The following is a 13,720-nucleotide window of genomic DNA, read 5'->3' as shown; positions in this document are numbered from 1 at the left end:
GCCGTTCCGTACGTGCTGCGGTGTGCGTGCGGGGCCGGGATGTGGGTACGCGTGGGCGAAAGACCAGCAGCGATGAAGGGCGGCTTCCGTGACGAGCCGGTTCGCACAGTGGACTCTGGACGCGCACGACACCCGGAAGATGGCGGCGTTCTGGTCGGCGGCGCTCGGTTACGAGATCGAGCATGACGGCGAGGCGCCACACCTGTGGCCACCGTCGGACGCGCCGCGCAATTCGATGACGGTCTGGCTGCAGCCGACGGACGCGCCCAAGAGCGGCAAGAACCGCAATCACCCCGACCTGTACGTCCCCGACGGCGGCGATGTGGCAGCCGAGGTCGAGCGGCTGGTCGGGTTGGGCGCCACCCGCGTGGACGTCGGCCAGCGGGGGGACGAGGGGTTCGTCGTGCTGGCCGACCCTGAGGGCAACGAGTTCTGCCTGCTCCATCGGCGCCATCCGCAGGGAGCGTGAGAGTCCTCGCAGCCTGCTCAGGCGCTCTCGCCCTGGATCGCGAACAGGTGCCGGGCGTGTCCGGCCGAGTGGTGAAGCCGGTCCAGCAGGATGCCCTCGCGTAAGGCCCAGGGGCAGATGCGTACGACCGGCAGGTCAAGGGCGGCCATCGTGGCGTCGGCGACGATGGCCCCGGCGAAGATCTGCCGGGCGCGGGCGGCGGAGACGCCGGGAAGCCGCGCGCGCTGCACGGCAGTCCTGCCGGCCAGGAGTTCGATGGCTTGGCGCAGGTCGCCGCGGCGGAGCTCGCGGGCCACGTGGAGCCCGTCCTTGGTCTTCGGCGCCCCGCACAGACGGGCGAGTTGGTAGAACGTCCTGGACGTCGCTATCGCCGTGCCCTGATCGATGCGGTGCCTGGCGGAGATCTCGCCGACGCCCTGGGCGAGCACGGATGTGACGTGCTTGTGCAGACGCCGGCGATGCTTCTTCTTGACCCGTTCGGGGTCGGGCAGGCGGTGGCGGGTCAGCCGTCCGGCGCCCAGGGGGAGGGAGAGCGCCAGGTCGGGGGTTTCGCCGCTGCCGTAGGCGAGCTCCATGGATCCGCCGCCGATGTCGGCCAGCAGGATGGGCCCGGCGGACCAGCCGTGCCAGTGCCGGGCGGCCAGAAACGTCAGCCGGGCCTCCTGCTCCGCGTCCATGTAGTCGACGCGAACGCCGGTGCCGGCCTGGATCTCCGCCAGGATCGGATCACGATTGACGGCGTCACGTAGGGCGGCGGTACCGAAAGGCAGCAGTTCGTGCACACGGTGATGCGCGGCGACGGCGGCCGCCTCGCTGACGGCCGCGATCAGCCGGTCGATCGCCGCCTGCCCGATGACCCCCTCCCGGCTGGTCTCCTCGGCCAGACGGATGCGGCGCTTCAGCGTGGCCACCGGTTGCGGCGGGTAGCCCGACGCGAGATCGGCGATGCACAGATGGGCGGTGTTGGAGCCGATGTCGAGTACACCTAGTCGCATGGCCGGGGGCTACCCGTCTGTGACGCGAGCAATCTGAGGGATCGTGGTCGAACAATCGCCGTGCTCAGCTTTCGACACCCGTGGCCGTGTGCGGCGCGCCGACCGGCTTCGACTCGGGTGAGCCGCGCTGGCGCAGGTAGATCGACAGCACCACCATGGACAGCACGGCCAGAAGTTCCGACTGCCAGTTCTGCAGGCTGCGGTTCCAGAAATCGGCCGAGGTGACATACGTTCCCCAGGCGACCGGGTCGCGCAGGTCTTGGAGGCGTTCGGAGTTGTAGGCGGCCTGCCCCGCGGCCGACTGGGCCAGCCACGACCCCCGCTGGACGAGCCAGACGGTGAGCATGATGAACAAGAAGAACTGCAGGTACTCCGACTGCCAGTTCTCCGACACGTCGACCGCGAACGATGAGGAGGCCACGTAGTCGAAGATCGAGATGGCTTTGGAGGTCTCCACCAGCACCGTTTGTAGGTCAGTGCTGACACCACCCGGACCAGGAGAGCACCCTAGTGTTGGTGGGAGTTGACACCACCCTGGCGGGCGCGCAAGCGGAGCGAGCCCGAGCAGATTGAGCGGAGGTGGGCGCATGTCGGCGACGAAGCTCCTGGTACTCGGTATCGTGCACCTCTCCGGCGGCGCGCATGTGCTACCAGGTGCGGTCCGAACTGCAGAGCTGGCGTGCGGAGATTTGGGCCAAGATCAAGCCCGGCTCGATTTATCACGCGCTGAAGAAGGCGGCGGCTGATGGCCTCCTCACCGAACACGCCGAGCCGGGCAACTCCGGGCCGGAGCGCGTTTTGTACCGCGCGACAGCTCGGGGACGTGACGAGATAAGTCGAACTGGTCCGCGACGGTCTGCGGCGCACCCACGACCCGGCCATGCTCGACGCGGCCATCGCCATGTTGCCCATGCTGACCAGGACAGATGCCATCGCGCACATTAACGAGCGGGTCGCGCGCCTGGAAGCGGAGCTCGTAGAGCAGGCCAAGGGGTGGGAGAACCCCAATCGGGACACCCCCGAGCACGTCCGCGATCAGGCCGAACTGTGGGCGGGACACGCACGCACCGAACTGGAGTGGGCGAAGAGCCTGAGCAAACGACTGTCTGAGGGCGCCTACACCATGGCCGATGATCCGGGTTCGTGGCGTACGGTCCACGATCCCCTCAAGATGCGCTTCTAATCAACCTTGACTAGACGTTTCCTCCTCGCGTACTCTGGCCAAGTAATCAAACTGGACTAGCTCAACCAATCCGTTCGCAACACCGAGAGAAGGAATCGAACCCATGGGAAGCTCGCGATCGAGACAAGCAAATTGAGCGGAGGTGGGCGTATGTCGGCGACGAAGCTCCTGGTACTCGGTATCGTGCACCTCTCCGGCGGCGCGCATGGCTACCAGGTGCGGTCCGAACTGCAGAGCTGGGGTGCGGAGATTTGGGCCAAGATCAAGCCCGGCTCGATTTATCACGCGCTGAAGAAGGCGGCGGCTGATGGCCTCCTCACCGAACACGCCGAGCCGGGCAACTCCGGGCCGGAGCGCGTTTTGTACCGCGCGACAGCTCGGGGACGTGACGAGATAGTCGAACTGGTCCGCGACGGTCTGCGGCGCACCCATGACCCCACCATGCTCGACGCGGCCATCGCCATGTTGCCCATGCTGACCAGGACAGATGCCATAGCGCACATTAACGAGCGGGTAGCGCGCCTGGAAGCGGAGCTCGTAGGGCAGGCCAAGGGGTGGGAGAACCCGAACCCCGACATTCCCGAACACGTCCGCGATCAGGCCGAACTGTGGGCGGGACACGCACGCACCGAACTGGAGTGGGCGAAGAGCCTGAGCAAACGACTGTCTGAGGGCGCCTACACCATGGCCGATGATCCGGGTTCGTGGCGAACGGTCCACGATCCCCTCAAGATGCGCTTCTAATCAACCTTGACTAGACGTTCCTCTTCGTGCACTCTGGCCAAGTAGTCAAACTTGACTAGCTCAACCAATCCGTTCGCAACACCGAGAGAAGGACTCGAACCCATGGGAAAGCTCGCGATCGAGACGAGAGGGTTGAAGAAGAGCTTCGGCAAGACCCACGCGGTCGCCGATGTGGACCTGGCCGTGAGCGCCGGGGGCGTGTACGGCGTGCTCGGCCCGAACGGGGCGGGCAAGACCACCACGATCCGCATGCTGGCCACGCTCCTGCGCCCCGACGCCGGAGAGGCGCAAGTGCTCGGCTACGACGTCGTGCGTGATGCGCGTTCGGTACGGACCCGGGTGAGCCTTACCGGGCAGTTCGCGTCGGTCGATGAGGATCTCACCGGGGTGGAGAACCTGTTGCTGCTCGCCAGGCTGCTCGGCTACTCGCGCCCGCGGGGCAGGCGGCGAGCGGCTGACCTGCTCGACGCGTTTGGCCTCGCCAATGCCGCCGACCGGCAGGTGAAGAAGTACTCCGGCGGGATGCGCCGGCGCATCGACATCGCAGCGAGCCTGGTCGTCCCCCCGGAACTGATCTTCCTCGACGAGCCGACCACCGGGCTCGACCCGCGCAGCAGGAACCAGGTGTGGGAGATCGTCAGGGGTTTGGTCGCCGAAGGCACGACCGTGTTGTTGACCACGCAGTACCTCGACGAGGCCGACCAGCTGGCCGACCGCATCGCGGTGATCGACCACGGGAAGGTCATCGCCGAGGGCTCCAGCGGCCAGCTCAAGGCATCGGTCGGCGCCGGCTCGCTGCACGTACGCCTCCGTAGTCCCGAGCAGCGGGCCGAGGCCGAGCGGGTCCTCGCCGCCGCTCTCGACGTGCCGGCCGAGCCGTCCGCCGACCCGGTCGCGCTGTCCGCGCGGATCTCCGACCCCGAGCGGGTCGCCCGCGCCCTGGCCGAGCTATCCCGCGGCGGCATCGACGTCACCGAGTTCGCGCTCGGTCAGCCGAGCCTGGACGAGGTGTTTCTCGCCCTGACCGGTCACCCGTCCGAGGAGACACCCAAGGAGGATGCCGCATGAATGCCACGTCCGCGGAGCAGGCGTCGCCGCCGGTCACCGAGGACGCGCTGCGCGGTGTGCTCTTGGCCGGTGAGCGCCCGCCCCGACCCGGTCCGGTGAGCACCTCGTTGACATTCGGCTGGCGCGCCCTCCTGAAGATCAAGCACGTGCCCGAGCAACTCGTCGACGTGACCATGTTCCCGATCATGTTCACGTTGATGTTCACCTACCTGTTCGGTGGCGCGCTCGCCGGGTCGACGCAGGAATACCTGCAGTTCCTATTGCCGGGCATCCTGGTGCAGGCGAACGTCATGATCACCATGAACACTGGTATTACGCTGAACACCGACATTCAGAAAGGCGTTTTCGACAGGTTCAGGTCGCTCCCGGTGTGGCGACCGTCCCCGCTGGTCGGCGCCCTGCTCGGCGATCTGGTGCGCTACTCGATCGGGTCGGCGATCGTCATCATGCTCGGCCTGGTCCTAGGGTTCCGGCCGGAGGGTGGCGCCGTCGGCGTGGTGCTGTCGGTCGCGCTGCTGCTGGTGTTCTCGTTCTGCCTGTCGTGGCTGTGGACGATGCTCAGCCTGATCCTGCGCACGCCGAACTCGGTGGCGGGAGTCAGCATGATGGTGATGTTCCCACTGACGTTCGTGAGCAACATCTTCGTGGACCCGAAGACGATGCCCGGGTGGATGCAGGCGGTCGTCGAGGTCAACCCGATCACCCACCTGGCGACCGTGGTACGCGGCCTGATGGACGGCTCGGTGCCCGCCGGGGAAATCGGCTGGGTGCTCGTCTCGTCCGTACTTCTCGTCGCGGTCTTCGGTCCCATCACCATGGTCCTCTACCGCAAGAAGAAGTAGATCCCGCTACCGCGAGCACTTGGTCGACATCAACTCCGACAACCCGGCCCACTCGGCCAACGCCATCACCGGTACCAGGCCCGGACACGACAAGGAGAGACGCATGAGCACCATCCCCAAGAACAACTCGGAAACCGTTGCGCACACGCCCGGGCGGGCGAGCAGCATCGGCGTCTGGATTCTGCAAGTCGTCCTGGCGGCGATAATCGCCGGCGGCGGAATCTCGAAGCTCGCCGGCGACCCGGTCATGGTGGACATGTTCGCCGACATCGGGGCTGGCCAGTGGCTCCGGTACCTGGTCGGAGCGCTGGAGGTCGCGGGAGGGGTTGGACTTCTGATCCCGGCTCTGGCGGGCCTGGCCAGTCTCGGGTTGGCGGCATTGCTGACCGGTGCTGTCATCACCGATCAGTTCGTGCTCGAGCAGAGCCCTTGGCTGCCGCTCGCCTGTCTCGTCGTGGCGGCCGTGATCGCAAGGGCGCGGTGGTCGCGCACCGAGGCCGTCGTCGGCACGCTGCTCAGGCGCTGAGACAAACCTCTCGAACGGAGATGTGAGATGAACGAGATGGCCTTTCGCGTGACATCAAACGATGGCACCACCATCGCCTACGACCGGAAGGGAAGCGGCCCGGCTGTCGTCCTGGTAGGCGGCGGACTGGACGACGGAGCCGAGAACGCTCCCTTGGTACCTGCTCTCGCCGAGCACTTCACGGTTTACAACTATGCCCGTCGGGGACGCGGCGCGAGCGGCTTCACCGAGCCCTACGCCGTGGAAAGGGAGATCGAGGACCTGGATGCGTTGATCGCGGAGGCGGGCGGCTCGGCACACCTGTTCGGGGCGTCCTCTGGTGGCGCGCTGGCGCTGGAAGCCGCCGCGGCCGGGTCAGCCATCGACACGATCGCCGTGTGGGAGGTGCCCTACGTGGTCGGGGACGACATACGCCCGCGATTCGAGGAGTACATCGCGGACACCCGACGCGCCTTCGACGCCGGGCGAGACGAGGAGGTTCTCGAACTGTTCATGCGCGTGACCGGCGCCTCCGACGACAACATCGCGGCCAGGAAAGCGGCAGGCAAGCAGACGGCGCATTGGGCGGATTCGGTCGCCCTCGCGCCCACGCTGGTCCACGACAGCGTCTTCCTCAACCGCTACCAATTGCCGGCCGATCGACTGGCAACGGTCACCCAACCGGTCCTGGTCACCACCGGAGGACCGATCACGGTCCCCTACATGGCAGGCCTGCCCTCGGACTTCTTCGACCGCGCGGCCGATGAGCTCGCAGACCTACTACCCCACGCTCAACGGGAGACCCTCGAGGGGCCGGATCACGTCGTCGACCCACAGACCGTCGGCCCGCTGTTGCTACGGTTCTTCAGCAGCGAACGCTGAGGGGCCCGCGAGGTGCTGCAGGAAGACCGATTAGGCACCGCGCAAGCAGATCTTCGTCGCGCCAGGGACACGGGGCGGACAGGTGGTGTCGAGGTTGATGTCGTCGGCGGCATCACAGGCCTGATCCTGGGCGTGCTCGTCACCACGCAAGGCCGGGCCGTCGTACTGACCTGGGCTTCAGTGGGACTCGACCTGGCCTACTCGCTGCTCATCGGCTCCGTCGTCGGTCGTACCCCGCACTCCGGGCCGACTCAGTACCGCCCACCGAAGCCCTGCGCAGCACATGACCAGGCACCTCGGTAGGGCCAGTGATTCCGGGCTGTGGTCGCATGCGGTCACCGTTCCCGGGCGGTGGCCCGGTGCCGAAAGTCGTGCCCACGGCGTGCTCACGTCAGGAGTGCCACCGATGACGCAGCCGCGTTCCCGGGTCGACCTGTACGCGGCGATCCGACGGGATGCCCGATCTGGGATGTCCAACCGCGCGCTGCAGCGCAAGCACGGCGTCGGCTTCCGAACCGTGACAGCGGCGCTGGAATCTGCATGGCCGAAGGAGAGAAAGCAACCGCCCAAACGCGGCTCACGGCTTGACGCGTACCGAGTGGTGATCGACGACTGGCTGCGCTCGGACCTCGACGCGCCGCGGAAGCAAGCGACACACGGCGAAGCGGATCTTCGATCGACTGCTTGACGAACATGACGGGGCCGGGGTGGTGTCGTACTGGATGGTCCGCGAGTACGTCGCCACCCGACGCCGTGAGATTCGCGACGAGGTCGGACGGGAACCTGCCAACGCGTTCATCCCGCAAGAGCACCTCCCGGGCCGCGAGGCCGAGGTTGACTTCGGCGACGTCGCCATCCGCCTGCGCGGCGAGCTCGTAACCTGCGCGCTGTTCAGCCTTCGGCTCTCCTACTCGGGCAAGGCCGTGCACGGGGTCAGTGCCTCGGCTGGGCAGGAAGCCTTCTTCGAGGGTCACGTCCACGCCTTCAACGTGCTCGGCGGGGTGCCGACCGGGAAGATCCGCTACGACAACCTCAAGGCCGCCGTCGCGAGCGTGATCGGGTTCTCCCGCCAGCGGGTCGAGGCCGACAGGTGGACCGCCGTCCGTTCCCACTACGGCATCGAAGCCTTCTATTGCCAGCCCGGAATCCAAGGTGCGCACGAGAAGGGCGGCGTCGAGGGGCAGATCGGCTGGTTCCGACGCAACCACCTCGTCCCCATCCCAGAAGTCGACTCCCTCGCCGAGCTCAACGCTATGGTCGACGCCTGGGACGAAGCCGACGACGCCCGGCGGATCGGGTCCCGCGCCCGCACGGTCGGGGAACACTTCGCCACCGAGCAGCCACTCCTCGCGCCCCTTCCGACCGAGCCGTTCGAGACCGGCCGCTGGTTCACCCCGCGCGTGGACCGGTACGCCCAGGTCACGGTCCGGATGAACAAGTACTCCGTGCCCGCGCGCATGGTCGGCCGTCAAGCCCGGGTGCTCCTGAACGCCAGCGACCTGGTCGTGTTCGACGGCAGGACCGAGATCGCCCGCCACGAACGGCTCATGACCAAGGGCTCGACCCGGGTCGACCTGGACCACTATCTCGAGGTCCTCCTCCGCAAACCGGGCGCGCTACCCGGTGCGAAAGCGCTGGAGCAGGCCAGGGCATCCGGGCGGTTCACGCCCGTTCACGACGCCTGGTGGGCCGCGGCCTGCAAGGCCCACGGTGACGCCGACGGCACCCGTGCCCTCATTGAGGTCCTGATGCTGCACCGGCACCTTCCACACGACCACGTCGTCGCCGGACTCGCGACGGCGCTGCGTGCAGGCGCGCTCACCGCGGACGCTGTCGCGTTGGAAGCGCGCAAGTACGACGACACAGCAGATGGCGGAGCCGACGATACGACAGCGGACCACCAGTCCCTGATGAGCGGCGACAGGGCACGCGGAGAAGGCGAGATCCCTGCCGTGCGATCGCTGACCGAGCGCCGGCTCCGCGCCCACATCCCGGCCGACACTCGGCCGCTGCCGAGCATGGAGAAGTACGACCAGCTGTTGGCCAGCCGACGTGACACCCCGAACGAAGGAGCCGCACCGTGACCACCAAGCGTCGTGGAATGACCGAAGAAGCAGCCGACGCCGCGATCGACCAAGCGTGCCGGATGCTGCGAATGCCCACCATCCGCAACTCCTTCACCGACTACGCCGACCGGGCAGGGCGTGAGCAGATGTCTTACCGCGGGTTCCTCGCCGAACTATTGCTCGCCGAGTGCGACGATCGCGCCCGACGCCGGTCCGAACGCCGGATCAAGGCCGCCAAGTTCCCCCGCGAGAAGTCCCTGCGGGCCTTCGACTTCGACGCCAACCCCAACATCGATCCCGCCGTGATCCACACCCTCGCCAAGTGCGAATGGGTCCAGAAGGGACAGCCGCTGTGTCTGATCGGGGACTCCGGCACCGGCAAGTCCCATCTGCTGATCGCACTCGGCACCGAGGCCGCCATGGCCGGCTACCGGGTCAAGTACACCCTGGCGACCCAGCTTGCCAACGAGCTCGTCGAGGCCGCCGACGAGATGACGCTGGCGAAGACCATCGCCCGCTACGGCCGCGTCGACCTGCTGTGCATCGACGAACTCGGCTACATGCAACTCGACCGCCGCGGCGCGGAACTCCTCTTCCAGGTCCTCACCGAGCGTGAGGAGAAGGCCTCGGTCGCGATCGCGTCCAATGAGTCCTTCGGCAAAGCGCATATGTTCGCGTGAACGTGTGTCAGGTGACGCCGAAACTGCACAGGTTCGGGCCTCTTCTCCGGCGCGTCATGAGCGTTGATCGGACTCTGTTGTGTGGCGATCGGTCCGCATCTGGGTTGCATCTGGGAGGGTCACGACGAAGTGCGGCTTCCAACAGTCCGACTCCTGGGTGCCGATCTCGGTCTTGCAGCCCGAGCAGATGAGGTTGGGGCCGTCCAGTCCCGAAGGACCACAACATCCGCTCCAACGCCGAGAATCGGCGTGTCGTTCTGCTCCATTGACATCCTGGGGGTGCAGGACAAAGCCGTCATTCCAGCTCGTCGTATGGGTGCCCATGGCGACCAGGGGTTTGCCCGGAACGTCTCGGTCGACCGGCGGAGCTCCCTGCTCCTCGATCGCGGTAGTGAGGCGGTGGCCGCAGCGGGCGCAGACGAGGAAGGACATGTCCCCCATTGTGCTGGTACGTCATGGCCTCAGCAGCGAAGTTTTAGGTCATCGTTTCGGGCATGCGGTCAGAGTCGACCTGATCGGCGAGATAGATCATGACACCTTCGGGGTGCATCCCGAAGGCTGCGGCGACGAGTTTGGCGTCCATGGTGTTGACCAGGTCGATCAGGCGGGTGGAGCGGAGCATCCGCGGCGAGATACCGGCCGGGTCGAGAACGTGGCTGACATAGGCGACGGAGGCTGGACTCCGGCCCGCCTTGGTGCCCTTGGTGACCATCAGATGAGGGTTGCTGGTGTGCTGGTTCTCGCGGTGGGCCACACACCTTTGGACGGTGGTCCAGCTGGCCGGGTCCAGGGGAACCGGGTGGGGACGTTGCCCAATGCGGATGGTGCGGTTGGCCCGGTCGATGTCGTCCAGGCGCAAGTGGCGGACCTCGCTGCTGGAGGCGCCGTGCAGCAGGGCGAGGACGCCCAGCAGAGCCTCGTGCGGGTGGACGGCCGGGTCGGTGGTCCACCTTCGGAAGAGTCGTCGCTGCTGGTCGAGGGTGAGGGTCTTGCCGACGAAGCCCTTGGTCGCCTTCGCCGACAGTCCGCTGGTGGGGTCGACCAGGATCATTTTGTGGCTCTTGGCGAAGCGGAAGAATTGCCGGGCGATCTGCAGCCTGCGGGGCCGATTCTTGGGCTGGGCGGCCAGGAACGTCTCGATGTCGTGCACGTCGACCAGGGCCCAGTCCTGCTTGCCGCGCGCGCTGACGTGCTGGGCCAGATCGCGCAGGGTGGACAGCTTGATGTCGAGGGTGACGTCGGCGCGGGGCAGCGTCCCGGCCCGGCGGGCGCGCTCGCGGGAGCGCAGCAGGAAGGTGTTGAAGGCCTCCGCCGCGGGCCGCAACGGTGCGGGGACGGCGTCGATCCGGCGGCGACGGCGTCCGGCGGCGAGCCGTTCGGCATGGTCGGTGGCCAGCGCCAGACCGCGTTCGACGAAGAAGACTTCCAGTCCTCGTGCCAGCGGTCCCATCGAGCGGCCGGGCCGGCGGGCCCGCTCCAGCAGGGCTTGGGGATGGTTGGGATGTTCGTCGCCCAAGAGCCGTCCCAGCTGGCCGATCAACGTGCACGCCCGGGCCGGAGAATGACCGGCGGCCAGATGGCCGATGAGCTCACCGAGCCAAGGCGGCGGGTCGGTCACCCGGGCGATGAGGTTCTCCCCAGCGACGAAGGGCCGTTCGGGGCGGCGCTGCCAACAAGCAGAGCACAGGTCGTGACCGGCATGCGGGCGCAACTGGCCGCAGCTGTCGCAGACGCGCGGCGGGTCCTTCGCCTGGCGGGAGCGTGAGCATGACCCGCACCAGCCGGTGGCGTCGCGCAGATAGCCCGGGCGCCCGCAGCGTGGACACGGCTGCTGAGCTGCCCGCTGTCGCGCCTTGCGGGCGCAGTCCCGGCACAGCGTCGCATCCGGTGAGCGGACCGGATGCCCGCACTCGAGGCAGACGCGTGAGCATGTGATGCACCGGCCGGTATCGGCCTGCAGCACTCTTTGCTTGCCACAGGCCGGGCAGGACGCCTTGGCAGCCGCCTGCTTCAGCCGGTTCACACAGCGGCAGCAGTGCTGGCGGCCAATGATGCCGACCGGGCCGCCGCAGTCTGCGCAGTCGCGTTGCCGTTTCCCCACCGCCGCCCTCCGTGCTCGGTCACAGCGGTGGCATGGACCGGCCACCGCTGGAGGCGGCTTTCGGTTCGGCCGCCGGCTGCGGCGGCCGAACGTGCTGCTCGATCGGGGTGGTGTCCACCTCGAACAGGTCGTTGGGGCTACACTCCAGCGCGGTGCACAACGCGGCGAGGGTGGACAGCTTCACCTGCGTGGGCTCCTTGGTCAGCAGAGCCGACACCGACGCCGCCGACAGCTCCAGCCCGGCCTTGTCGGCCAGCAGCCGCCGCAGCTGGGCGCCGGTCCACACCTCGCGTTGCGCGGCGGCCATCCGCAGTTTCCATCGGATCTTCACGCTGTCGGCTCTCCTTGCCCGGTCAACTCGCCCAGGGTGCTGGCTACCGCCCGGCGATAGGCATCTTCGATGAAGGTGGCCGATGGCCGGACATAGCGCATCGTCGAGCTGACCGTCCAGTGCCCGAGCAACTGCTGGATGGCCACCAGATCCACACCACGTTCGTAGTTGTGGGTGGCGCACGCTCGGCGCAGCGCATGCGGGCTGAACCACTCGGTCTGCGGCCGGCCCTCCAACTGCATGAGATAGCGCAGCCGGTTACGGATGGTGCCGCGATGCAACGCCCCGCCGGACTCATCGGCAAACAGCACCGCCGAGTCGGGAAAACGACCACGCACGTCATTAAGGAACCAGCGCAACACCAGGTCCAGCCCGTCCAGCATGGGCACCCACCGCGGCCGCGGCCCGGAGGTGTGAGCGCCCTTGCCGAAGCGGACATGCAGCTTGCCGAACGGACCCCGGTTGAAGTGCACGTCCGGCCGGTCCAGCAACGCGGCCTCCTCCGACCTCAGCCCAGCGTGATACAGGGTGCGAAACATCGCATAGTCCCGTGCCGCCGGCGCGTACTTGCGGGCGGTGGCGATGCGGTCCTTGAGGAAGTCGAAGAAGCCGCTCACCCGCTCCGGCGTCGGTGGCGGCAGCTCGGCCGGCGAGTCATCGCCCACATGCCGGGAGGCGTTGAACTCATCCACCGGGCAGACCAGCCGCACCCCGAACGCGGCCTCGATCTCGACGGCCTTCCGCACCTGCAGAAACCGGTGAAACCCCTTGAAGATCTGCACATACTCGCGCCGGGTGGAGGCGGCGCGACCGGCCACGGCGAGGTCGCCGACCACCCGGTCGATGTCCTCAGGGGTGACCTCCCAAGCCGGACGGCCGAGCGCGGCCAGGGTCCGCTCCAGCAGCCCGGTGTCGTTCTCGATGGTCACCGGGCTGAACCCACGAGCGGCCCACGACGCCACGAACGCCTCGACGCACCGCGCCTGATACTCCATCGGGTCACTGGCCAGAGGCTCCTGCGGGAATGCCCCGCCCTCCAGCACCCGCAGTCGAGACCGCGCCACGGCACACCTTCCTCACACCGGAAAAATGAAGGCAGCACCTAACATACGCCTCTCACACCTCACGAATCAGAGAAACGAGAAACAACCCAGTAGCCCCAGCTAGCAGCCGCAATCCTCCGACAGGAACATGTGCCAACCCCAGATGGATGGACCAAGACCTTCACCGACCCCCGGCTATGCGCGGCCATCGTCGACCGACTCACCTTCGGCAGCACCATCCTCGAGACCGGCACCGACTCCTACCGTCTGGCCCAAGCCACAAAGCAGCGGACAACCTGACACCCGTCGGGCGCGGAAGCGGTGTCGACGCAAACCAACATCCGCGGCACCGACACGTGTCCGGCGGTGTCAGAACTCGCCAACAAGCGGTGTCGGACGAAACCTCCGCGGCCATCGAGACGGGCTCCGCTCCCTGCGCCAGCTGCTGATCGTTGTACTGCAGCATTCCAGCGACCGCCTGGCCGCCCAACGCCAGCAGGAACATGATGAGGAAGGCCAGCGCCAGCGAATTCTCCTTGAGCCACTTCACAGCCTGGACCACCCCACGACGAAGAACCCCGCCAGGCCGACCGCGATCAGCATCGTGGTCAGCACATCACCCGCATCAGTCGTCCACCTCGCAGTCATAGGGCAGGTCACGGACCGGCTCGCACCCGGCGGCCCTGAGAGGGCGATTCGCGAGTTCATGCCCGTGATGTCGTAGGGTGATTGAGTGAATCTGTAACGTTATGCCTGCCTGGTGGGCGTGGGTGTGCTGGGATGGCGGCGTGAGTGAGCGCAAGCCATACGC

General features: G+C 67.2%; 16 protein-coding genes and 2 pseudogenes. 11 read left to right on the top strand and 7 right to left on the bottom strand.

The genetic code is table 11. The features are described from left to right. The first annotated feature begins 88 nt into the window (after positions 1–88). Positions 89–469, top strand: coding sequence for a VOC family protein (locus ABEA43_RS56355; protein ID WP_345575634.1), 381 nt, complete (start codon positions 89–91; stop codon positions 467–469). Between the two features lie 17 nt (positions 470–486). On the opposite strand, the gene ABEA43_RS56350 is transcribed toward ABEA43_RS56355, so the two are convergent. Both ABEA43_RS56350 and ABEA43_RS56345 read right to left on the bottom strand, forming a co-directional pair. After that, positions 487–1,464, bottom strand: coding sequence for a Ppx/GppA family phosphatase (locus ABEA43_RS56350; protein WP_345575632.1), 978 nt, complete (start codon positions 1,462–1,464; stop codon positions 487–489). A gap of 64 nt (positions 1,465–1,528) precedes the next feature. Further along, positions 1,529–2,053, bottom strand: coding sequence for a DUF6766 family protein (locus ABEA43_RS56345; protein WP_345575630.1), 525 nt, complete (start codon positions 2,051–2,053; stop codon positions 1,529–1,531). 53 nt (positions 2,054–2,106) lie between these two features. Between ABEA43_RS56345 and ABEA43_RS68435 the strand changes: the two genes are divergently transcribed. The 9 genes and pseudogenes from ABEA43_RS68435 to istB all read left to right on the top strand — a co-directional run bounded on the left by ABEA43_RS68435 (position 2,107) and on the right by istB (position 9,434). Next, the gene (locus ABEA43_RS68435) at positions 2,107–2,409 is read left to right on the top strand and encodes a PadR family transcriptional regulator (protein ID WP_425570628.1); all 303 of its coding nucleotides are present in this window, start codon (positions 2,107–2,109) and stop codon (positions 2,407–2,409) included. After that, positions 2,345–2,647 (top strand): hypothetical protein, encoded by a 303-nt coding sequence (locus ABEA43_RS56340; protein ID WP_345575628.1) that lies wholly within the window; start codon positions 2,345–2,347, stop codon positions 2,645–2,647. The genes ABEA43_RS68435 and ABEA43_RS56340 overlap by 65 nt, the downstream gene beginning before the upstream one ends. Positions 2,648–2,797: 150 nt before the next feature. Beyond that, a complete protein-coding gene (locus tag ABEA43_RS56335; RefSeq protein WP_345575626.1) occupies positions 2,798–3,391 on the top strand; it encodes a PadR family transcriptional regulator in 594 nt (197 codons plus the stop codon). 102 nt (positions 3,392–3,493) lie between these two features. Further along, positions 3,494–4,459 carry an ATP-binding cassette domain-containing protein gene (locus ABEA43_RS56330; RefSeq protein ID WP_345575624.1) on the top strand — a complete coding sequence of 322 codons (966 nt, stop codon included), beginning with the start codon at positions 3,494–3,496 and terminating at the stop codon, positions 4,457–4,459. Next, positions 4,456–5,301 carry an ABC transporter permease gene (locus tag ABEA43_RS56325; RefSeq protein ID WP_142099961.1) on the top strand — a complete coding sequence of 282 codons (846 nt, stop codon included), beginning with the start codon at positions 4,456–4,458 and terminating at the stop codon, positions 5,299–5,301. The genes ABEA43_RS56330 and ABEA43_RS56325 overlap by 4 nt, the downstream gene beginning before the upstream one ends. Positions 5,302–5,404: 103 nt before the next feature. Further along, the gene (locus tag ABEA43_RS56320; RefSeq protein ID WP_106247755.1) at positions 5,405–5,827 is read left to right on the top strand and encodes a DoxX family protein; all 423 of its coding nucleotides are present in this window, start codon (positions 5,405–5,407) and stop codon (positions 5,825–5,827) included. A gap of 27 nt (positions 5,828–5,854) precedes the next feature. Continuing rightward, positions 5,855–6,688, top strand: coding sequence for an alpha/beta fold hydrolase (locus tag ABEA43_RS56315; RefSeq protein WP_125812281.1), 834 nt, complete (start codon positions 5,855–5,857; stop codon positions 6,686–6,688). Between the two features lie 406 nt (positions 6,689–7,094). Further along, positions 7,095–8,772 (top strand): annotated as a pseudogene (gene istA / locus ABEA43_RS56310) (IS21 family transposase). After that, positions 8,769–9,434, top strand: a complete 666-nt coding sequence (gene istB / locus ABEA43_RS56305; RefSeq protein WP_345575614.1) for an IS21-like element helper ATPase IstB — start codon at positions 8,769–8,771, stop codon at positions 9,432–9,434. The pseudogene istA and the gene istB overlap by 4 nt, the downstream one beginning before the upstream one ends. Before the next feature lie 54 nt (positions 9,435–9,488). Here istB and ABEA43_RS56300 read toward each other — a convergent pair whose 3' ends face one another. From ABEA43_RS56300 to ABEA43_RS56285, 4 genes are read right to left on the bottom strand one after another with little or no spacing between them, the layout of a single operon-like run. Next, complete coding sequence (locus tag ABEA43_RS56300) at positions 9,489–9,866, bottom strand: hypothetical protein (protein ID WP_345575612.1); 378 nt, start codon at positions 9,864–9,866, stop codon at positions 9,489–9,491. 43 nt (positions 9,867–9,909) lie between these two features. Further along, a complete protein-coding gene (locus ABEA43_RS56295) occupies positions 9,910–11,535 on the bottom strand; it encodes a hypothetical protein (protein WP_345575610.1) in 1,626 nt (541 codons plus the stop codon). 19 nt (positions 11,536–11,554) lie between these two features. Continuing rightward, on the bottom strand, positions 11,555–11,866 hold the full coding sequence (locus tag ABEA43_RS56290) for a helix-turn-helix domain-containing protein (RefSeq protein WP_345575608.1): 312 nt from the start codon (positions 11,864–11,866) through the stop codon (positions 11,555–11,557). Continuing rightward, positions 11,863–12,861, bottom strand: coding sequence for a tyrosine-type recombinase/integrase (locus ABEA43_RS56285; protein WP_345575605.1), 999 nt, complete (start codon positions 12,859–12,861; stop codon positions 11,863–11,865). The genes ABEA43_RS56290 and ABEA43_RS56285 overlap by 4 nt, the downstream gene beginning before the upstream one ends. A 213-nt stretch (positions 12,862–13,074) precedes the next feature. Between ABEA43_RS56285 and ABEA43_RS56280 the strand changes: the two are divergent. Continuing rightward, positions 13,075–13,179 (top strand): annotated as a pseudogene (locus ABEA43_RS56280) (ATP-binding protein); the annotation flags it as partial. Here ABEA43_RS56280 and ABEA43_RS56275 read toward each other — a convergent pair. Then, positions 13,130–13,459 (bottom strand): DUF6766 family protein, encoded by a 330-nt coding sequence (locus ABEA43_RS56275; protein WP_345575603.1) that lies wholly within the window; start codon positions 13,457–13,459, stop codon positions 13,130–13,132. The pseudogene ABEA43_RS56280 and the gene ABEA43_RS56275 overlap by 50 nt on opposite strands. Positions 13,460–13,720 lie beyond the last annotated feature (261 nt).

Origin of the sequence: Nonomuraea rosea (assembly GCF_039539705.1) — a bacterium.
Classification (GTDB): Bacteria; Actinomycetota; Actinomycetes; order Streptosporangiales; family Streptosporangiaceae; genus Nonomuraea; species Nonomuraea rosea.
Note: the sequence above shows the minus strand (reverse complement) of the source record. Positions and strands in the feature narration are given on the sequence as shown.